Below are 21,064 nucleotides of genomic sequence, written 5' to 3'. Positions count from 1 at the left end.
CTACCGCTACCGCTACCTCTCCGCAAACGTCCCTGCTTGCACCAACGTCATTTGGCCGGGGTCCAGGTATTTGCGGATGGCGGTGTTGACCTGTTCCACGGTCAGCGCGCGGACGCGCTCGGGGTAGGTGTCCAGGTCGCTTAGCGGTTGGTCCTGAAGCGCCGTCTGGGCGAGCATGGCGGCCATCTGCCCGGTGGTTTCCATCGCGACCTGCTGGCGGCCGATCATGCCGTCCTTGCGTGCATCCAGTTCCGTCTGGGTGATGCCCTGTTTCCACCAGGCGTCCAGTACCCGACGGGTGCTGGCGATGCCCTTGTCCAGCAGAGGCGGGGCGAAGTTGGTGTTGACGACGAAGCCGCCTTCCATCAACGAGAGGCCGGACAGGCCGGCGCCGATTCCGTAGGTCAGGCCTTCCCGGTCGCGCACGGTCGCCATCAGGCGGCCGGTGAAGCCGCTGCCCAGGATGGCGATGCCCGCGCTCAGGGGCAGGTAGTCGGCGTCGCTGGCGCGCAGGTCGATGGCTTGCCCCATCGCCACGCTGATGGACGCCTTGTCCTTCATCGCGATGCGCTGCGTGTCGGCCCGACTGGCCAGGCGTGCCGGCCCCTGCCGTACGAGCGCCTTGCCGCCGCTCCAGCCCGCGAAGGCCTCGGTCACCTTGGCCTGCAGGCCGCGAGGGTCCGCACCGCCGACCACGACTACGGTCATGTGTGCCGGGCCGTAGTACGTGCGATGAAACGCCTTGATGTCGTCCAGCGTGGCGGCGGCAATGGCCTCGAGCATCCGCTCGCGCGGCACCGGAGCGTTGACATGGGCCTCGGGGTAGATGGCCAGCGACAATGCATCGCGCGCCCGTATGCCCGGGACTTCCCCGCTTTGGCGGACGCCGGCCTCCAGCCGGGTCTTGGCCCGGGCCAGTTCGTCGGCCTTGAAGGCCGGCGCGCGCAACTGCTCGGCCATCAGGTCGATCAGGGTAGGCAAATCCCGGGTCAGGCTCTTGCCGTATATGCCGACGTAGCCCGCCGCGGTCTGGAACGACAGCTGGGCGCCCAGGCTATCCAGCAGCGTGGAGATCGCCACCTTGTCGCGACGGGTGGTGCCCGCCTCCAGCAGCATGCCGGTCAGCAAGGGCACGGCGGGATTGGCCGCCTTGCTGGCCGTGTCCGCATCGCCCAGCGGCATCACCGCGGCAACGGACACCATTTCGCGCGGCGCCATCGGATAGACCAACAGGTCGATGCTGCCGGCCTGGGCGCGCACCACGCGATCGGCGATGCCCGCCTGAGCCGCGACAGGCAGCCACAGCATGGCCAGCGTTGCCACCCATGACAGCAAGCGATTGAAACGAACACGCATCATCTCGACTTCTCCGGAACGAACCAGCCGGTGGTGCTCTGGTCTTCAACGAGGTATTGGCGGGCCACACGCTGCACGTCGGCCGGCGTGACTTTTTCGAGTTGTCCCAGCTCGGTGACGAACAAGGTCCAATCGCCTTGCGCGACCGCTTCGCCGAGCAGTGCGGAAGTCTTGCTGACGCCGTCGCGCTGGTAGATCTGCTCGGCCCGGTAAGGGCCCAGCACGCGCTGGATATCCTCGCGCGTCACGCCCTGGGTCTTGATGCGTTCCAGTTCGGCCCACGCGATTTTCTCGGCCTGATCATGCTGGGCGTTGGGCGACAGGTTGATCGTGATCACGAACGGGCCGGGATCGCGTCGCGCCTGGAAGCCGGCGCCGGCGTGCGTGGCGATTTCGGTGTCCACCAGCGTGCGATACAGCGGGCTGGCCTTGCCCTCGCTCAATACCAGGCCGAGCACGCTCAGCGCGGCCGCATCGGGATGCAGCGCGTTGGGTGCCTTGAAGGCCATGATCAGGCCGCCGGTTTCGCCGGCCCGCTTGAGCACCAGCCGCCGCGGCCCCTGTTGCGGCGGTTCCTCGGTGGTCATCGCCGGGATCGCATGGGGCGCGCGCGGAATGCCGCCGTAGTACTGCCTTATCCAGCCCAGCGCCTGCGCCGGCTGGAAATCGCCGACCAGGATGACCACCGCATTGTCCGGCCAGTAGAAGGTGTCGTAGAAGCTGCGCAGCTTGTCGACGCTGGCATGCTCGATGTCGCTGCGCCAGCCGATGGTGGGATGGTGGTAGGGATGCGCCTGATAAGCGGTGGCCAGCACCTGCTGGAACAACGCATGGAAAGGACGGTTCTCGCCGCGCTCGTACTCGTTGCGCACCACCGTCATCTCGCTGGCCAGGTCCTCCGGGCGCAGCAGCAGGTTGCGCATGCGGTCGGCCTCGATCGCGATATAACCTTCCAGCGCGTGGCGTTCCAGCGTGCCGAAATAGTTGGTGCGGTCCATCGACGTGGTGGCGTTGAAGCTGGCGCCCGCCCGCTCCAGATAGTCGTTCACCGAGTTGCCCTGGTCCTTCGAGTAGTGCCGGCTGCCCTTGAACATCAGGTGTTCCAGCAGGTGGGTGTTGCCGGTGGTGCCGGCGGCCTCGTTACGCGAGCCGACCCGGTACAACACCTGGAAACTGACCACCGGCGCGGCAGGGTCGGGCAGGGCAAGCACGGTGAGGCCGTTGGCGTCGAGGCGGTATTCGTCGATACCGGCCAGGGAGCGCACATGGGTAAAGCCCGGTATCTGGCTGGATTGGGCCATCGCCGTGCCTGCGATCAGCAGGCACAGCGAGAGCCCTGTCCGTATTGAACGCGGCAATGACATGGGACTTTTTCTCGTGGACACGATGAACGTGAAGGGTTAGGGGCTGGCCAGTGCGGCCAGCGAGGGGCCAGGCGTATTTTCGCGGCGCTGCGCACGACGCTCGATGCTACGTGGCATCGGGTTCATCGTGGAATGAGACGGGTTCGAATTTTTCGTGGCAAAAGGAAGAAAGCACGGGCGCGAGGGGCAGGTGTCGTCGCAGCCGGGGCAGGAACTGTCTCGGGCGATCCAGGGGGGGGCGTCGTACCTCTGCGGCGGTCGCTCGCCCCGAAGTGAAAGGGTTGCATCAAACTCTGATTCATGACCCGCCGCCCGTCGTGCGGCGTATTCGAACTGGCGTCCATGTTGCCGCCAGCCGTTCATTTTGGCTCGCCGACCCATAAATAGCTGTAAACTCACGCTTTTGCCGCCACGCCCCCACATTCCAGATGTCCCAGTCCCCCAAAGTAGGCTTCGTATCCCTCGGGTGCCCGAAGGCGCTCGTCGATTCCGAACAAATCATCACCCAGTTGCGCGCCGAAGGTTATGAAATCTCCGGCACCTACGACGGCGCCGACCTCGTCGTCGTCAACACCTGCGGCTTCATCGACGAAGCCGTGCAGGAAAGCCTCGACGCGATCGGCGAAGCGCTGACCGAGAACGGCAAGGTGATCGTCACCGGCTGCCTCGGCGCGAAGGCGAGCGCCAGCGGCTCGAACCTGATCGAGGAAGTCCATCCGAAGGTGCTCGCCGTCACCGGCCCGCACGCGGTGGGCGAAGTGATGCAGGCCGTGCATTCGCACCTGCCGAAGCCGCACGACCCGTTCGTCGACCTCGTGCCCGCGGCCGGCATCAAGCTCACGCCGCGCCACTACGCATACCTGAAGATCTCCGAAGGCTGCAATCACCGCTGCACGTTCTGCATCATCCCGTCGATGCGCGGCGATCTCGTGTCGCGTCCGGTTGCCGAAGTGATGCTCGAGGCCGAGAACCTGTTCAAGTCGGGCGTGAAGGAACTGCTCGTGATCTCGCAGGACACGAGCGCTTACGGCGTCGACGTGAAGTACCGCACGGGCTTCTGGAACGGCAAGCCGATCAAGACGCGCATGACCGACCTGGTCGCCGCGCTCGGCGAACTCGCCGCGCAGTACGGCGCATGGGTGCGCCTGCACTACGTGTATCCGTATCCGAGCGTCGACGAAGTGATTCCGCTGATGGCCGAAGGTCCGTTCAAGGGCCACGTGCTGCCGTATCTCGACGTGCCGTTCCAGCACGCGCACCCCGAAGTGCTGAAGCGCATGAAGCGTCCGGCGAACGCCGAGAAGGTGCTCGAGCGCGTGCAGAAGTGGCGCGAGATCTGCCCGGACCTGACGATCCGCAGCACGTTCATCGCGGGCTTCCCCGGCGAGACGGAAGAGCAGTTCGAAACGCTGCTCGACTTCATCCGCGAAGCGGAGCTCGACCGCGTCGGCTGCTTCGCGTACTCGCCGGTCGAAGGCGCGACCGCGAACGAACTCGACGGCGCGCTGCCGGACGAGGTCCGTGAAGAACGCCGCGCGCGCTTCATGGAAGTCGCCGAGGAAGTGTCGGCGAACCGCATCCAGCGCAAGGTCGGCAAGACCCTCAAGGTGCTGATCGACGAAGTCGGCGAAGAAGGCGGGATCGGCCGCACGGCAGCCGATGCGCCGGAGATCGACGGCGTCGTGTATGTCGAGCCGGCGACGAAGGCGTCGAAGCGCTACAAGGTCGGCGATTTCGTGTCCGTGAAGATCACGGGCGCCGACGGCCACGATCTGTGGGGCGAGGTGTAAGCGATGAGCGCCGCATTTCCGGAGATCCTCACGCTCGGCGAGGCGATGATCGAATTCAACCAGTCGCAGCCGGGCCGTCCGGAATTCCTGCAGGGCTTCGGCGGCGACACGTCGAACTTCTGCATCGCGGCGGCGCGCCAGGGCGCGTCGACGGGCTTCGTGTCGGCGATCGGCGACGATCCGTTCGGCCGCCTGCTGGCCGACATGTGGCGCGCCGAGCACGTCGATACGACGTACGTGCGGATCGATCGCACGGCGCCGACCGGCGTGTATTTCGTCACGCACGGCGCCGACGGCCACCAGTTCGACTATCTGCGCGCGGGCTCCGCGGCGAGCCGCTACACGGCGGGCGACCTGCCGCTCGACGCGCTGGCGGCGGCGAAGGCCGTGCACCTGTCGGGCATCAGCCTCGCGATCAGCACGGCCGCGTGCGATGCCGCGTTCGCGGCGATCGACCATGCGCGCCGCAACGGTGTGAAGGCCAGCTTCGACACGAACCTGCGCCTGAAGCTGTGGCCGCTGCCGCGCGCCCGCGCGGTGATGCGCGAGGCGCTGCGCCAGACTGACATCTGCCTGCCGAGCTGGGACGACGTCACGGCGCTGACGGGCGCGAACGATCGCGACGCGATCGTCGACGCGATGCTCGAACACGGGCCGCAGGTCGTCGCGCTGAAGCTCGGCAAGGACGGCGCATATGTCGCGACGCCGAACGAGCGGCGCGTCGTGCCGGGCTTCGCGGTCGAGGCCGTCGACGCGACGGGCGCGGGCGACTGCTTCGGTGGCGCCTTCGTCGCGCGGATCGTCGCGGGCGACGATCCGTTCGCGGCGGCGCGCTATGCGAACGCGGCGGCGGCGCTGTCGACGACGGGCTACGGCGCGGTCGCGCCGATTCCGCACCGCGATGCGGTGGAGCGCCTGATGCAAGGCTGACGCGGCATGCGCACGCCGGCCACGGCCCCGCACGATCCATTCATTCGAACAGAAGGATGAGGAGGCAACATGCAACGCGAAGTGGTGGTGGTGAGCGGCGTGCGTACCGCGATCGGCGAATTCGGCGGCAGCCTGAAGAACATCGCGCCGACCGAGCTCGGTGCGCAAGTCGTGCGCGAAGTGATGCGGCGAGCGCAGGTGTCGGGTGACGAGGTTGGCCACGTGGTGTTCGGCAATGTCGTGCACACCGAACCGAAGGACATGTATCTCGCGCGCGTTGCCGCGATCAACGGCGGCGTCGCGCAGCATGCGCCGGCGCTCACGGTCAACCGGCTGTGCGGCTCCGGGCTGCAGGCGATCGTGTCGGCCGCGCAGGGCGTGCTGCTCGGCGATGCTGACGTCGCGATTGCGGGCGGCGCGGAGAACATGAGCCGCGCGCCGTATTCGATTCCGGCCGCGCGCTTCGGGCAGCGCATGGGCGATATGCGTGCGGTCGACATGATGGTCGGCGCGCTGAACGATCCGTTCCAGACGATCCACATGGGCGTGACGGCCGAGAACGTCGCCGCGAAGTACGGCATTTCACGCGACGCGCAGGACGCGCTCGCGCTCGAATCGCACCGTCGCGCGTCGCATGCGGCGAAGGCCGGCTACTTCAAGGAGCAGATCCTGCCGGTCGAGCTGATCGGCTCGAAGAAGGGCACGCCGGTCGTGTTCGATCGCGACGAGCACGTGCGCCACGACGCGAGCCTGGACGACTTCTCGAAGCTGCGGCCCGTGTTCGTAAAGGAGAACGGCACGGTGACGGCCGGCAACGCGTCGGGCATCAACGATGCGGCGGCAGCGGTGCTGCTGATGGAGCGCAGCGTCGCCGAGAAGCGCGGCGCCGAGCCGCTCGCGCGCCTCGTTGCCTATGCGCATGCGGGTGTCGATCCGGCCTACATGGGGATCGGTCCCGTACCGGCCACGCATAAGGTGCTCGAGCGCGCGGGGCTGACGGTTGCCGATCTCGACGTGATCGAGGCGAACGAGGCATTCGCCGCGCAGGCATGCGCGGTGACGAAGGAGCTGGGTCTCGACCCGGCAAAGGTGAATCCGAACGGGTCCGGCATTTCGCTCGGCCACCCGATCGGCGCGACGGGTGCGCTGATCACCGTCAAGGCGCTGTACGAGCTGCAGCGCATCGGCGGCCGATACGCGCTCGTGACGATGTGCATCGGCGGCGGGCAGGGCATCGCCGCGATTTTCGAGCGAATCTGAAGCAAGGAGCAACGCAAGGTGGGTCGATATTCGGAATGGCAACGGGCGCTTGTCGTCGCATGCGCGCTGGCGGCGGGCATCGCGCTGCCGGGCGCGGTCGCGGCGCAGGCTGTCGCGCCGGGCGCGCAACAGGATGAAGCGGCACCCGCGCGGCCGCTGCGGCCGAATCCCGAATTCGCGCGGCTGCCGCGCTACGAAGGCACGCTCGGCGACCGGCCGATCGTCGTGCATCTCGGCCCGAAGACGGACGAGGAAGGCGTGCACGGCGAATACCAGTTCGCCGATACGGGCGAGGTGGTCCTGCTCGCGGGCGATCGCGATGGCGATACGCTCGAGATCGAGGAATCGAACGACGGCACGAACATCTCCGGCGTATGGATCGGCCGCTTCGACACGACGGGCGACCTGAAGGCCGACCGGATGAACTCGGACGAGTCGGACCCGCAGCCCGTCGTGCTGCGCCTGGCGCCGGGCAAGCGCGCGGCGCTGCAGGTCCGCGACGGCCGCGTGCAGGAAATCGAGACGGTGGGCGGCGTCGTCAATCTGCGCGCCGACGACTGAGCTCGCGCTGGCTCGGCGTGCGCGGCGCGCATTGTACCGGGCCAAATGCGCCGATTTTGGCTAATCTAGCGACATATTCCGCAACCGAACGGCCTTGTGCCCGGCTTCCTGTCATGACTGCATCCACTCCCAAGCGCGCGCTGCAAACCCGCATCGTTCAACCCGACGACGTCATTCCGGAAGGCTTCCGCTCGTTCGTGCCGCCGGTCGCGCGCGCATCGACGGTCGTGTTCCCCGATCTCGCGACGATGCGCGCGCTCGTCTGGCACAACGACAACCAGTGGCGCTACGGGCTGCATGCGACGCCGACGTCGCTCGCGCTCGCGCAGCGGCTCGCCGAGATCGAGGGCGGCACGCACGCGCTGCTGCAGCCGTCGGGCCTCGCGGCGATCATGAACGTCTACTTCGGGATCGTGAAAGCCGGCGACGACGTGCTGATTCCGCACAACGTGTACGGGCCGAACGCCGATTTCGGCAACTGGCTCGCGAAGGATTTCGGCATCGCCGTGCGCTTCTACGATCCGCTCGTCGGCGCCGGCATCGCCGAGCTGATCCAGCCGAACACGCGGCTGATCTGGATCGAGGCACCCGGCTCGGTGACGATGGAAGTGCCCGACGTACAGGCGATCACGGCGGCCGCGAAGGCGCGCGGCATCGTCACCGCGATCGACAACACCTATTCGGCCGGGCTCGCATTCAAGCCGTTCGAGCACGGCGTCGACATCTCGGTGCAGGCGCTGACCAAGTATCAGTCGGGCGGCAGCGATGTGCTGATGGGCGCGACGATCACCGCGGACGCGGAACTGCACGCGAAGCTGAAGCTCGCGCGGATGCGCTGCGGGATCGGTGTGTCGGTCGACGATTGTTCGCTCGTGCTGCGCAGCCTGCCGAGCATGCAGGTGCGCTTCGACGCGCACAGCAGGAGCGCGCTCGCGCTCGCGCAATGGCTGAAGGCTCGGCCGGAGATCGCTTCGGTGCTGCATCCGCAGATCGCCGACTGCCCCGGGCATGCGTCGTTCATGCGCGACTTCACGGGCGCGGGCGGGCTGTTCTCGGTGGTGTTCGACGCGCGCTACAGCGCGGAGCAGATCGACCGCTTCGTCGAGTCGCTCGAGCTGTTCGCGATCGGCTGGAGCTGGGGCGGCGCGTGCAGCCTCGCGATGCCTTATGACGTCGCGTCGATGCGTCCGGACTGGCCGCATCGCGGCACGCTGGTGCGTTTCTACGTCGGTCTCGAGGACGAAACCGACCTGCGCGCGGATATCGAGCGCGCGATGCAGGCCGTACTCGGCTGATCGCAGGCCGAAAACGTCCCGCGGGAAAAACGAAACGCCGGCGCGATGCAACATCGCGCCGGCGTTTTTCGTTCGAGGTCGTGCGGGATCAGAACAGCCGCAGCAGCCCGTCGAGGCCGACGTGATCGAACGCGACCGTCGCCGCGTCGCGCACGACGGGCTTCGCGTGAAACGCGACCGACAGCCCGGCTTCGGCCATCATCTTCAGGTCGTTCGACCCGTCGCCCATCGCGATCGCGCGGTTCGGCTCGAGACCGAGCGATGCGCACGTGTCGCGCAGCAGGCGCGCCTTCACGTCGGCGTTGACGATCTCGCCGAGCACCTTGCCGGTCAGCTTGCCGTCGACGATCTCGAGCGTGTTCGCATGCGCGTAGTCGAGGCCGAGGCGTGCCTTCAGCCGCTCGGTGAAGAACGTGAAGCCGCCCGACACGAGCAGCGTTTTCATGCCTGCGGCCTTCACGCCGGCAAGCATCGTCTCGGCGCCCGGCGACAGTTGCAGCCGTTCCTCGTACACGCGCTCGAGCGCCTGCGCGTCGAGCCCGGCCAGCAGTGCGACGCGGCGCGTGAGGCTTTCGTTGAAGTCGCGGATCTCGCCGCGCATCGACGCTTCGGTGATCTCGGCGACCTGCGTCTTGAGCCCGCAGAAATCGGCGATCTCGTCGATGCACTCGATCGTGATCAGCGTCGAATCCATGTCCATCACGACGAGCCCGAAATCGCCGAGCGTGCGGCCGGCCTCGACGAATGCGAAGTCGAGCGCGTGCGTGCCGCAGTACGCGTCGATGTCGAGACGCTGCGCCGGGTTCGCGTTTTCGATGCGCAGCGCGTGATCGTCGGTCTGCACGATGCGGGTGCCGCGCGACAGCGCGAGCAGCGGTTTGTGATGGGCGTCCGACAGCGGCGCAAGACTCTGGATGACGAGGTTGTGGGTCATGGCGGGATGGTTGCGAGGCGAATGAAATGCATGCGCGGCCAACGGACGGCCGCCTGCGGACGCGGGCCCCGTTCGGCTGCGGGCCATGGCGTCGCGAACGCGCCATTGTAGCCGGTTGGTATCCGATAGCTATCGGATAGCTGCCAGATACCGAACCGGAAGCCGTCGGGATAGACGCGGACAGCGATTCTTCGGCCGATGCCGGTGATCAACTGTCCACGCGATCCCAGTACGGCGGATCGCCGAAATGTTCGGCCAGAAAGGAGATGAACGCGAGCGTCTTCAGCGGCACGTGTGCGCGGCTCGGATAGACGGCCCAGATCGCGACGTCGTCCGCGAACGGATAGTCGTCGAGGACCGTGACGAGCGCGCCGCTCGCGAGCAGCGGGCCGACGTCCCAGGTCGACTTGATCGCGATCCCGAAGCCGTCGACCAGCGCTTCGCGGATCGCCTCGCCGTTGCTCGCGACGAGCCGGCCGCCGACCCGCACGGTCAGCGGGCCTTGCGGCGTCGCGAACGACCAGTCGCGCTGGTCGCCGAGGATCACGCACTCGTGCTGCGCGAGGTCGGCCGGATGGCGCGGCGTGCCGCGTTCGGCGAGATACGCGGGCGAGCAGCACAGCACGCGGCGGTTCACCGCGAGCTTGCGCGCGACGAGCGTCGAATCCTTCAGCGCGCCGAGGCGGATCGCGACGTCGTAGCCGTCGTCGACGAGATCGACGATCTCGTCGGACAGCCGCAGGTCGAGCGATACCGACGGATAGCGGCGCAGGAACGCGGGAATCACCGGCGCGACATGCTGGCGGCCGAACGACGACGACATCGACACCTTCAGCCGCCCGTACGGCTCGCTGCGGCCGCGGCCGACCGACGCGCGCGCGGCGTCGGCGGCCGACAGCAGCGCGTCGGCGCGCGCCATGAAGACCTCGCCGTCCTGCGTGAGGCTGATGCGGCGCGTGGTGCGGTGCAGCAGCCGCGCGCCGAGCTGGCGCTCGAGCTGCGCGATGCGCGCGCTCGCGACCGCGGCCGACACGCCGAATTCGCGCCCGGCCGCGGTGACGTTCGCGAGCAGCGCCGCGCGCACGAACAGCGCGACGTCGAGCAGGTCGAGCGGCTTGTCGGGTGCCGGAATCGGATCGGACGCCATTATTCTGAAATTCCTGAAAATGTTTCAGGAAATATAGCGGTTTTCTCGAAGGATCGGGTTGCCTACGATGATGTTCATCGGGCTGCGCCGCGGCCCGCCCGTTTCCCTGAAAGGAGTTTCGTGATGAAAGCCGTTGGACTGACCCGCTATCTGCCGATCGACGACCCGCAGGCCTTGCTCGACGTGGAGCTGCCGCAGCCCGTGCCGGGCCCGCGCGACCTGCTCGTGAAGGTCGAGTCGATTTCCGTGAACCCGGTGGACACCAAGGTGCGTGCGCCGAAGCCGCAGGTCGAGGACACGCCGCGCGTGCTCGGCTGGGATGCCGCAGGCACGGTCGTCGCGGTCGGCGCGGACGTCACGCTGTTCCGGCCCGGCGACGAAGTGTTTTACGCGGGCAGCATCACGCGGCCCGGCGCGAACAGCGAATTCCATGCGGTCGACGAACGGATCGCCGCGCTGAAGCCTCGCACGCTCGACTTTGCCGCCGCGGCCGCGTTGCCGCTCACCGCGCTGACCGCGTGGGAAGCGCTGTTCGACCGGCTGCGCGTGTCGCCGCAGGGCGCGGACGCCGGCAAGTCGGTGCTGATCATCGGCGGCGCGGGCGGCGTGGGCTCGATCGCGATCCAGCTTGCGAAGGCACTCGGCAAGCTGCACGTGATCGCGACCGCGTCGCGGCCGGCGTCGGCCGAATGGGTGCGCTCGCTCGGTGCGGACGCGGTGGTCGACCATTTCGGCGACCTGCCTGCGCAGCTGCGCGAAGCAGGGCATCCGAACGTCGACTACGTGCTGATCTTCAACGACACGGACCGCCATTTCCCCGCCGCGGCGGAAGTAATCCGGCCGCAGGGCGGCATTTGCACGATCGTCGAGAACGGGAAGCCGGTGCCGGTCGAACTGCTGAAGGCGAAGAGCGCCGCGTTTCACTGGGAGTTCATGTTCACGCGGGCGATGTTCGAGACGCCGGACATGATCGAGCAGCACCGGATCCTCGGCGAAGTCGCGCGGCTCGTCGACGGCGGCACGCTGCGCACGACGCTCGGTGAACAGCTCGGCGCGATCAATGCCGCGAACGTGCGGCGCGCGCACCAGTTGCTCGAAGCCGGGCGCACGATCGGCAAGCTCGTGCTGAGCGGTTTCTGAGCGCGCTCGAACTCGTCGCTTCGTGCCAGGCTCTTCGACGAGGCATCCCCCAACGAGGCGTTCTGCGAGGCTGAAAACCTGCGGTGGCCCGGCGTTTTCTCGAGAGCCGGCATCGCGCGTAAGGTTGCAACGCCGTGAACGCAAGCGGGGTAACACCCGATGCGTTTGCGGCGCATTGCATGCCGCTTGGCGGTAGACTGGCAACGCATCATGCATCGAAAACCGCGCGGCACGCGCGTGCCGCCGCATTACAAGGAGGTCAGCATGAGCCAACGCAGCTTGTCAGTCGCCGCATCGTGGTCGGCCGTGTTCGCGGCAGCGTGCGTCAGCGCGAGCGTATTCGCGGCGCCGCCGGTCAAGGGCAGCCTGAAGGGCGGCGGTACGGGACAGCTCGAATACACCGTCAAGGTCGACTCGAAGACCTTCGGCAATATGCAGGAGACCCGCAAGATCCGCTCGGGCGAGACGGACGACTTCAACTGGAAGTCGGTGCCGCCGAGCGGCGCGGTCGCGTTGCCGGACGGCTGCCCGAACGCGGACAACCTGCCGCGCGACGCGAACGGCGCGATGGTGCGCCAGACCCAGGTGCGGCTCGCGCCGTCGATCGACGCAAAGGGGATCGCGAACGTGCAGATGAGCTTCCAGGCGTCCGCGCCGAAGGGCATGCGCACCGTGACGGCCGGCGGCAAGTCGCTGCAGTGCCCGGACGTCGTGTCGGTGAGCCAGGTGAAGTGGGTGTCGATTCCGACCAACGGCGGTTCGAAGTCCGTGACGATGAGCGACGGCACGAAGGTGACGGTGTCGATCAAGCGGTGAGCAGCGCGCGGGCCGGCGTTTCGTCCGGTGCGCGCGCAACGGATTCGACTGGCGGGACGAGCAGGGCGGCACGTGAGCGTTTCGTGTCGCCGTCACGATGCTTTCCCGCGACCTGCTTCGCGCTATGTTGCCGCGGCGACGGCATGGCAACCGTTCGCCGCGCGTCGGCGCAACGTGCCAACCTGCGTGACGTCATGCGGATGTCACGTTATGCTCCGCCATGTCATCACCTTCCTGTAACGATATCCCGATGAAATTCCGAATGTGCATGCTGCTGTCGGCCGCAGCGTTCGTCTCCGCGCACGCGCAGGCGGCCGACGATTGCAGTTTCGTGAAGAAGATCGAGCTGCCGTCGCGGCAGCAGGTGGCGGTCGTGTCGAGCGGCGCACTCGAACCGTGCTCGACCGGCAGCTACGCGGTGCGCGTGTATTCGACCGCGCATGCCGCACCCGGCTTCGATACGGACGACTACGTGACGGGTGCGCTGCATGCGCGCGATGGCACGGTCACCGACGCGTTCACTGCCGACCTCGGCGCACGCGCGCCGCAGGCGCTCGTCGTGACGACGCGCTCGGCCGGCAGCGGCGGTTATGTCGGTGCGCAGGCCTATGTGACGACACCGCGTGCGGTTCGGCTCGTCGCGTCGGTCGACGGGCTCGCGCCCGACGCGGACATCGCGGCCGCGTTGCGGCAGGCGATCGGCAAGCGCCGCGTCGCGCGCTGACGCGCTGATCGCGCACCGCGCGAACGCATTGCGCGGCGCCACCGCGTGTCAGTGCGCGCGCTCCTCGAGCCGCGCTGCGAGAAAGCGGTGATCGGCCGAGAACAGCCGGCGGTAGGTCATCAGCACCGCGCCGACGGTGCCGAGCGCGGACGCCGCGGCGATCAGGAACATGATCACGATCTGGTAGCGCACGGCCTGCAGCGGCGACTGGCCGGCCAGCACCTGGCCCGTCATCATCCCCGGCAGGCTCACGACGCCGACGACGGCCATCTGGTTCAGCGTCGGCAGCATGCCCGCGCGCACGGCCTGGCGCGCGGCGTCCTGCGCGGCTTCCCAGCGCGTCGCGCCGAGCGCGAGCGCGGTCTCGACGCGGTCGCGGCGTGCGGTGAGCTCTTCCATCATCCGCTCGACGCCGAGCGACACGCCCGTCAGCGTATTGCCGAGAATCATCCCGAGGATCGGAATCGCGTATTGCGGCGCGTACCACGGATGGATGCGGATCACGACGAACAGGCCGACCGCCGCGACGAACCAGCTGCTGAACCAGATCGACGCGATGCTGTCGATGCGCTGGCCGCGGTACGTGCGCTTGCCGCGTCCCGCGCCGGCGAACCCGGCGATCAACGTCATCAGCGCGGTGAGCGGCAGCACGACATACCAGTGCGGATGGCCGAACACCCAGCCGAGCACATAGCCGATCGCGAGCAACTGCACGACGGTGCGCACGGCCGCGAGCGCGAGCTTGCGGCCGAGGCCTAGCGACAGCGCCGCCGAGATCGCGCCGTTGATTGCGACGAGCGCGGCGGCGATGCCGACGTCGACGAGGCTCAGGTCCTGCAGTGCCGGGCTCATCGCGCAGCCTCCATCTGGTTTGCAGCGTGCAGCACGCCGGCCTGCATCACGAGTCGCGTCGTGCCGATCCGCGCGGCCTGGGCCGGATCGTGCGAGATCCACATGTACGCGCGAGCGTCGGGCGCCGCGTCGAACCACGCACCGACGAGCGCTTCGATCGCGCGCGCCGATTCGGGATCGAGCGCGGAGGTCGGCTCGTCGAGCAGCAGCACGTCGGGGTCGAGCTGCAGCACACGCAGCAGCGCGGCGATCTGCGCTTCGCCGCCCGACAGTTCGCTCGCGCGCTTGTCGAGAAAGTCGGGGCCGCGGCCGGCACGTGCGGCGAGCGCTTCGGCGCGCGCGCGATCGAACGCGACGTCGCGATAGATTGCGAGCGAATACGGATAGCGCAGTTGCGATTCGACGGTGCCGTCCATCTGCGCGGGACGCTGGCGCACGTACGCGACGCTGCGCCGGTAGCGCGGGATCGCGCTGCGCCGGATCCGGCGGCCGCGCCACAGGATGTGGCCGCCGTCGAGCGGATCGAGCAGCGCGAGCGCGCGCAGCAGCACGCTCTTGCCCGACCCGGACGGTCCCGTGATAGCAATGCGCGATCCCGCGGCGAGACTGAAATCGGTCGGGGCGAGCAGCGTCTTGCCGCTGCTGGCGTCGCGTCGCGTGATGCGCTGCGCGTCGATGAGGCCGGTGGGGGCTGTCATGTCACAAATGAAAAAAAGCGTTAATGGCGCCGAAAGGTCGCCATGCCGTGCGTCATAATACCGATTTGAAAAGCCGCGGGTGTCGTGCGCCGTTCGTCCACGCAAGCGGCCCGGCATGGTGCGGCAACATTTCAGAACAACAACGGAACCGCCATGACGCTAACCCGAGCCATCGGCAAATCGGCTGCATGGATCGTCGGTATCGTCGCGGTGCTCATCGCGGCGGCCGGCGTCTTTCTCTTCACATTCGACTGGAACCGCGCGAAGCCGTGGGTCAACGAACAGGTGAGTGCCGCGCTCGGCCGCCCGTTCGCGATCAACGGCGACCTGAAGGTCGGCTGGCGTCGCCCCGACGGCGAGACCGGCTGGCGCGCCTGGGTGCCCTGGCCGAGCTTTTCGGCCACGCAGCTCGAGATCGGCAACCCCGACTGGGCGAAGGCGCCCAAGTTCGTCACGCTCGATGCCGCGCACTTCGATCTCGCGATCCTGCCGTTGCTCGCGCATGAAATCGTCATTCCGTCGATCGACGTCGTGAATCCCGCCGTCGACCTCGAGCGACTCGCCGACGGCCGCAACACGTGGACCTTTCAGTTCAAGCAATCGTCGCAGCCGTCGCCGTGGAAGGTGCGGCTCGACAGCTTCGGCTTCGCGAAGGGCACCGTCACGTATCGCGACGCGATCACGAAGGCCGACCTGACCGTCGCGATCGATACGCTCGGGCAGCCGATTCCGCTCGGCGACGTGCTGAAGGAGCAGGAGCAGACGTCGCGTGCGGCGTCCGCGCAGCGTGTCGGCAAGCACGGCGCCGCGCAACTGAGCGCGAAGGCGAATGCGGAAGCTGCGTCGAGTGCATCGGCGGCGCAGGCTGCGGGGGCATCGTCGTCGTCCATGGCGGTTGCGGCAGCGTCTGCGGTTGCGCCGGCGCCGGCGCCTGCGTCGTCGTCGTCGGCGTCGGCGGCCGCATCAGGTGCATCCAGCGCGTCGGGTGCGTCCGCCGCATCCGGTGCAAGCGGCACCGCGGCACCCGCGAAGCCGTCCGGCCCGACCTATGCGTTCGGGCTGAAGGTCGACGGCCGCTACAAGAACGTGCCGATCAGCGGCACCGGCAAGCTCGGCGGCGTGCTCGCGGTCGAGGACACGTCGCGGCCGTTCCCGCTGCAGGCCGACGTGAAGGCCGGCGACACGCGGCTCGCGATCGTCGGCACGCTGACCGACCCGCGGAATCTAGCGGCGCTCGACCTGCGCCTGTGGCTGCAGGGCACGTCGATGTCGCACCTCTACCAGCTCACCGGCATCACGCTGCCCGACACGCCGCCTTATGCGACCGAAGGGCGGCTGATCGGCAACTTCAAGCGGCGCGCGAGCACGTTCCGCTACGAGAACTTCAACGGCCGCGTCGGCGGCAGCGATCTCGGCGGCACGCTGGTGTACGAGCAGCGCGAGCCGCGGCCGAAGCTGTCGGGCGAACTCGTGTCGAACCTGCTGCAGTTCTCCGATCTCGCGCCGGTGATCGGCGCGGACACGGCTGCGAGCAAGGCCAAGCGCGGCGACACCACACGCCAGCCGCCGGGCCGCGTGCTGCCGGTCGAGACGTTCCGTACCGACCGCTGGCGCGCGCTCGACGCGGACGTGAAGTTCACCGGCCGCAAGCTGATCAAGAGCGCGAACCTGCCGATCACCAATCTGTACACGCACATCGTGATGCAGGACGGCGTGCTGTCGCTCGAACCGCTGCAGTTCGGCGTCGCGGGCGGCACGCTCGCGACGACCGCGCATCTCGACGGCAGCGGCGCGCCGCTGAAGGGCCGCTTCACGGTGGCCGCGCGGCACCTGAAGCTCAAGCAGCTGTTCCCGGCGCAGAAGGTGATGCAATCGGCGCTCGGCGAGATCAACGGCGACGCGTCGCTGTCGGCGACCGGCAACTCGCCGGCCGCGCTCGCGGCGACGTCGACCGGAGAAGTGAAGGCGCTCGTCACCGACGGCCGCATCAGCCGCCTGCTGATGGAAGCCGCGGGGCTGAACGTCGCGAACGTCGTCTACGAGAAGCTGTTCGGCAATCGCGACGTGAACATCAATTGCGCGGCGATCGACTTCGTCGCGACCAACGGGATCCTCGACCCGAAGGTGTTCGCGCTCGATACCGACGACGCGCTGATCAACGTCGACGGCACGATCAGCCTGCGCGACGAAACGCTCGACCTGAAGATCCATCCGCACACGAAGGGCTTCCGGATCTTCTCGCTGCGCTCGCCGCTGTACGCGAAGGGCACGTTCAAGAACCCGGACGTCGGCGTCGACGCGGGTGCGCTCGCGCTGCGTGCCGGCGCGATGATCGGGCTCGGCCTGATCAACCCGTTCGCGGCGCTGATTCCGCTGATCGCGCCGAGCAACAACAAGGACGTGCCGTGCTCGCAGCTGTTCGGGCAGATGAAGGAGAAGGCAGCGCAGAAGGCGGCGGCGAAGGCCGGCAAGTGAGGCGGGCGGGCACCGGCGGGTGCCCGGCGCGGAGGGCGGATTGGCGGGGCCGGAACGGCATGGTCGGCAGTTTCTCCGACACCTGCTAAAATACACGGTTTTCCGTCGATTTATCCTTTAACGGGACCTGCCGTGCTTTCTACTGCCAACATCACGATGCAATTCGGGCCGAAGCCCTTGTTCGAGAATATCTCGGTCAAATTCGGCGAGGGCAACCGCTATGGTCTGATCGGCGCGAACGGCTGTGGCAAGTCGACCTTCATGAAGATCCTCGGCAGCGACCTCGAGCCGAGCGCCGGCAACGTCGCGCTGGAGCCGAACGTGCGTCTCGGCAAGCTGCGCCAGGACCAGTTCGCGTACGAAGACGTGCGCGTGCTCGACGTCGTGATGATGGGCCACACCGAGATGTGGGCCGCGATGACCGAGCGTGACGCGATCTACGCGAACCCGGAAGCCACCGACGACGACTACATGCACGCGGCCGAGCTCGAGGGCAAGTTCGCCGAATACGGCGGCTACGACGCCGAGGCGCGCGCGGGCGCGCTGCTGCTCGGCATCGGCATCGAGGAGAAGTTCCACAACGGCACGATGAGCGACGTCGCGCCGGGCTGGAAGCTGCGCGTGCTGCTCGCGCAGGCGCTGTTCTCGAAGCCCGACGTGCTGCTGCTCGACGAGCCGACCAACAACCTCGACATCAACTCGATCCGTTGGCTCGAGCATACGCTCAACGAGTACAACTCGACGATGATCATCATCTCGCACGATCGTCACTTCCTGAACTCGGTGTGCACGCACATGGCCGACATGGACTACGGCACGCTGAAGGTCTGGCCGGGCAACTACGACGATTACATGCTCGCATCGGCACAGGCGCGCGAGCGCCAGGCCGCGGCGAACGCGCGCGCGAAGGAGCGCGTGGCCGAACTGCAGGACTTCGTGCGCCGCTTCTCGGCGAACAAGTCGAAGGCCCGCCAGGCGACGAGCCGCGCGAAGCAGATCGACAAGATCAAGATCGAGGAATTCAAGCCGTCGTCGCGCCAGAACCCGTTCATCCGCTTCGAGTTCGAAAAGAAGCTGCACAACGTCGCGGTGGTCGCGGAAGAGATCACGAAGAAGTACGAGCGCACGATCTTCCAGAACTTCAACCTGTCGGTGCAGCCGGGCGAGCGGATCGCGATCATCGGCGAGAACGGCGCGGGCAAGACGACGCTGCTGCGTTCGCTGCTCGGCGCGCTCGAGCTCGAGCACGGTACGGTGAAGTGGTCCGAGAACGCGAATGTCGGCTACATGCCGCAGGACACGTACGAGGAGTTCCCGAACGACATCACGCTGATGGACTGGATCGACCAGTACCGCAAGGACGGCGACGACGAAACGATGGTGCGCGGCACGCTGGGCCGCCTGCTGTTCTCGTCGGACGACATCAAGAAGTCGGTGAAGGTGCTGTCGGGCGGCGAGAAGGGCCGCATGATCTGGGGCAAGCTGATGCTCGGCCGCCACAACGTGCTGCTGATGGACGAGCCGACCAACCACATGGACATGGAATCGATCGAGTCGCTGCAGATCGCGCTCGAGCAGTTCGAAGGCACGCTGATTTTCGTGTCGCACGACCGCGAGTTCGTGAGCGGGCTGGCGAACCGGATCATCGAAGTGCGTACGGACGGTACGCTGTTCGACTTCGGTGGTAACTATGAGGAATTCCTGACGAGCCAGGGGCAGGAGTAATTGTCCTGACGCTTCCGTTCATGTGCCGCGGCTAGACAGCAGGAAGCGCGGTGCGTGGAGGGAAACCGCCAAAATCGCATCAGGCCCGCATCGACAGCATTGTCGATGCGGGCTTTTTCATTTCCGCCGCCGGCAAAGCCATACTGCGTAGCGCATTCCAGTTTCCTCCGATCAATCGACTTCGGGTAAATTACCCTCCGAACACCAATCCCTGATCCCTATTCCCCATCCCGACCCGGAGCCGCCCCTCGATGCAGGACCATCCTCTGCCGCTCGACTTGTCCGGCCTTGCGCCAAGCCTGTACGCGCAGGGCACCGAGGAAAGCATTCTGGCGCGGCTGATGGAGCGGATCGCGCCTACGAATCGCTTCTGCGTCGATATCGGCGCGAGCGACGGCCTGCGCAACAGCAACACTGCGCGGCTGCTGCGCGAACAGGATTGGGCGGGCGTGTTGGTGGAAGGCAGCGCGTACCGGTTCGGCAAGCTTGCCGCTCACTACGCGGGCGCGGAGCGCGTGCGTCTGCATCACGGCCGCGTCCAGCCCGACACGGTGGAGCAACTTCTCGCCGATGCGCACACACCGGCCGACTTCGACCTGCTGTCGATCGATATCGACGGCAACGACTACTGGGTCTGGCGCGGCCTTCAAGCATTTCAGCCGCGCATCGTCGTGATCGAATACAACCCGTACTACACGCCGCCCGAACGCTGGGTCATGTGCTTCAATCCGGACCACGAATGGGACGGCTCGACCTATTACGGCGCGAGCCTCGAATCGCTCGTTCATCTCGGCAGGCAGAAGGGCTATGAGCTCGTCTGCTGCGACGACATGGGCAACAACGCATTCTTCGTGCGGCAGGACCTGTACCCACTGCTCGGCATCGCGAACAACGCTCCGTCGGTGCTGTTCCGGCCGGCGATGTACAAGCTGCGCTACGTCGGGCACAACACGTTCCTGAGCGGGCATCCGTATCGGCACGGGCCGGCAGAGCACATCTGAATGGACCAGCACGCCGTCACCTTCGACGCAATCCGCGACGCCTACGCGTTCGGCCAGAGCGGGCCGCCGCGACAGGTCGGCGAACGCGTATGGCACCTGCCGACCGACGACGGCGGCGTGGCGGTCAAGCTCTATGCGCCGGAGCATCATGCGCGCGCGGCCAAGGAAGCCGCCGTCCTCGCGCATTTCGAGACGCATGGCGATGCGCGCTTCCGTGTGCAGACGCTGAAACGCACGACGGCCGGCGAACCGATGTGGACGGGCACCGGCGCGCACGCAATGGTGACGCGTTGGGAAGCGGGGCAGTTCAGAACCTACGATACGTTTTCGCCTGCCGAATGGGATGCGCTCGGCGCGAGTCTGGCGGCGTTGCATTTGAGCCTCGAACGGCTTCATCTGCCGTCGCTCGACACGATCCGCGCGCGGCTGACCGCGATCGACGCCGACGCGGTGCGCCGCAGCCTGCTGGACGCGCTGGATCGCGCTCGCTCGAACGACGGCGCCGCGAACCTGCGGCGCTATGTCGAACTCGCGCTGCGCATGATCGACCGCTTCTATCCGGGCAGCGTCGAAGCGTTTCCCGCCGACGATCCGCAGCATCCGATCCACAACGACTACAACCAGTTCAACTACCTGTTCGCGGACGCGGGCACGCCGCCGCTCATCCTCGACTGGGAAGCGTCGATCGGCGCGCCGCGCGAATACGAGCTGGTGCGTTGCCTGAATCATCTGCCGCTGGAAGCGCCGCACCTGGCGGAAGCCTTCGTGCGCGCGTACCGGCGGGTCCGGCCGGTGGATCCCGCGCGCATCGCGTGGGCCGTCGATGCCGCGTGTGTGCAGCACGCGCTCAAGCTGTGGGTCGTGCAAGGCTGGCTCGACGATCCGGCGCGTTTCGCCGCGCACCTGAGCGGGGCGGTGACGATGGCGTCCGCGATGGTGGACGCGCGCGGCCGTCTCGTCGATTTCTTTTCCCAATGCGTGGAAGCAGGAAACTGA

General features: G+C 67.2%; 18 protein-coding genes. 12 read left to right on the top strand and 6 right to left on the bottom strand.

The features are described 5' to 3' along the window. Positions 1-12 precede the first annotated feature (12 nt). Complete coding sequence (locus MRS60_RS09615) at positions 13-1,359, bottom strand: M16 family metallopeptidase (protein ID WP_243564614.1); 1,347 nt, start codon at positions 1,357-1,359, stop codon at positions 13-15. Beyond that, the gene (locus MRS60_RS09610; protein WP_051983719.1) at positions 1,356-2,720 is read right to left on the bottom strand and encodes a M16 family metallopeptidase; all 1,365 of its coding nucleotides are present in this window, start codon (positions 2,718-2,720) and stop codon (positions 1,356-1,358) included. Before MRS60_RS09610 ends, MRS60_RS09615 begins: the two co-directional genes overlap by 4 nt. 428 nt (positions 2,721-3,148) lie before the next feature. Here MRS60_RS09610 and rimO point away from each other — a divergent pair, with 428 nt between their 5' ends. The 5 genes from rimO to MRS60_RS09585 all read left to right on the top strand — a co-directional run bounded on the left by rimO (position 3,149) and on the right by MRS60_RS09585 (position 8,556). Continuing rightward, positions 3,149-4,510 carry a 30S ribosomal protein S12 methylthiotransferase RimO gene (gene rimO, locus MRS60_RS09605; protein ID WP_174381532.1) on the top strand — a complete coding sequence of 454 codons (1,362 nt, stop codon included), beginning with the start codon at positions 3,149-3,151 and terminating at the stop codon, positions 4,508-4,510. 3 nt (positions 4,511-4,513) lie between these two features. Beyond that, complete coding sequence (locus MRS60_RS09600) at positions 4,514-5,440, top strand: sugar kinase (RefSeq protein WP_243564613.1); 927 nt, start codon at positions 4,514-4,516, stop codon at positions 5,438-5,440. 69 nt (positions 5,441-5,509) lie between these two features. Continuing rightward, positions 5,510-6,700, top strand: coding sequence for a beta-ketothiolase BktB (gene bktB, locus MRS60_RS09595; protein ID WP_243564612.1), 1,191 nt, complete (start codon positions 5,510-5,512; stop codon positions 6,698-6,700). A gap of 18 nt (positions 6,701-6,718) precedes the next feature. Then, complete coding sequence (locus MRS60_RS09590; protein WP_243564611.1) at positions 6,719-7,261, top strand: hypothetical protein; 543 nt, start codon at positions 6,719-6,721, stop codon at positions 7,259-7,261. 113 nt (positions 7,262-7,374) lie between these two features. After that, entirely contained in the window at positions 7,375-8,556 is a 1,182-nt protein-coding gene (locus MRS60_RS09585; RefSeq protein ID WP_034181310.1) for a cystathionine beta-lyase, read from the top strand. 88 nt (positions 8,557-8,644) lie between these two features. Here the strand turns inward: MRS60_RS09585 and serB are convergent, their stop codons facing one another. Both serB and MRS60_RS09575 read right to left on the bottom strand, forming a co-directional pair. Next, complete coding sequence (serB, locus tag MRS60_RS09580) at positions 8,645-9,490, bottom strand: phosphoserine phosphatase SerB (RefSeq protein ID WP_034181311.1); 846 nt, start codon at positions 9,488-9,490, stop codon at positions 8,645-8,647. Between the two features lie 208 nt (positions 9,491-9,698). Continuing rightward, on the bottom strand, positions 9,699-10,637 hold the full coding sequence (locus MRS60_RS09575; protein WP_105393578.1) for a LysR family transcriptional regulator: 939 nt from the start codon (positions 10,635-10,637) through the stop codon (positions 9,699-9,701). Between the two features lie 123 nt (positions 10,638-10,760). On the opposite strand from MRS60_RS09575, the gene MRS60_RS09570 reads away from it, so the two are divergent. The 3 genes from MRS60_RS09570 (at position 10,761) to MRS60_RS09560 (ending at position 13,317) form a co-directional block, all read left to right on the top strand. Beyond that, complete coding sequence (locus tag MRS60_RS09570) at positions 10,761-11,777, top strand: zinc-binding alcohol dehydrogenase family protein (RefSeq protein ID WP_034181313.1); 1,017 nt, start codon at positions 10,761-10,763, stop codon at positions 11,775-11,777. Positions 11,778-12,041: 264 nt separating this feature from the next. Then, a complete protein-coding gene (locus MRS60_RS09565) occupies positions 12,042-12,593 on the top strand; it encodes a DUF6013 family protein (protein ID WP_175749491.1) in 552 nt (183 codons plus the stop codon). Between the two features lie 250 nt (positions 12,594-12,843). Further along, the gene (locus tag MRS60_RS09560) at positions 12,844-13,317 is read left to right on the top strand and encodes a PliI family lysozyme inhibitor of I-type lysozyme (protein ID WP_175749490.1); all 474 of its coding nucleotides are present in this window, start codon (positions 12,844-12,846) and stop codon (positions 13,315-13,317) included. A 48-nt stretch (positions 13,318-13,365) separates the two neighbouring features. Here MRS60_RS09560 and MRS60_RS09555 read toward each other — a convergent pair whose 3' ends face one another. Together MRS60_RS09555 and MRS60_RS09550 are read right to left on the bottom strand one after the other, a co-directional pair. After that, positions 13,366-14,169, bottom strand: a complete 804-nt coding sequence (locus MRS60_RS09555; protein ID WP_034181315.1) for an ABC transporter permease — start codon at positions 14,167-14,169, stop codon at positions 13,366-13,368. Next, positions 14,166-14,867 (bottom strand): ABC transporter ATP-binding protein, encoded by a 702-nt coding sequence (locus tag MRS60_RS09550; RefSeq protein WP_131947561.1) that lies wholly within the window; start codon positions 14,865-14,867, stop codon positions 14,166-14,168. Before MRS60_RS09550 ends, MRS60_RS09555 begins: the two co-directional genes overlap by 4 nt. Positions 14,868-15,020: 153 nt before the next feature. Between MRS60_RS09550 and MRS60_RS09545 the strand changes: the two genes are divergently transcribed. From MRS60_RS09545 to MRS60_RS09530, 4 genes are all read left to right on the top strand, one after another. Further along, on the top strand, positions 15,021-17,342 hold the full coding sequence (locus MRS60_RS09545) for an AsmA family protein (protein WP_243564610.1): 2,322 nt from the start codon (positions 15,021-15,023) through the stop codon (positions 17,340-17,342). 132 nt (positions 17,343-17,474) lie between these two features. Further along, positions 17,475-19,067 carry an ABC-F family ATPase gene (locus MRS60_RS09540; protein WP_034181318.1) on the top strand — a complete coding sequence of 531 codons (1,593 nt, stop codon included), beginning with the start codon at positions 17,475-17,477 and terminating at the stop codon, positions 19,065-19,067. 251 nt (positions 19,068-19,318) lie between these two features. After that, entirely contained in the window at positions 19,319-20,068 is a 750-nt protein-coding gene (locus MRS60_RS09535) for an FkbM family methyltransferase (protein ID WP_243564609.1), read from the top strand. Beyond that, positions 20,069-21,064 carry a phosphotransferase enzyme family protein gene (locus MRS60_RS09530; RefSeq protein ID WP_243564608.1) on the top strand — a complete coding sequence of 332 codons (996 nt, stop codon included), beginning with the start codon at positions 20,069-20,071 and terminating at the stop codon, positions 21,062-21,064.

The sequence above is a fragment of the Burkholderia pyrrocinia genome, assembly GCF_022809715.1.
Lineage (GTDB): Bacteria > Pseudomonadota > Gammaproteobacteria > Burkholderiales > Burkholderiaceae > Burkholderia > Burkholderia pyrrocinia_C.
The sequence above is the reverse complement of the archived record's forward strand: the minus strand, read 5'-3'. Positions and strand labels throughout refer to the sequence as shown.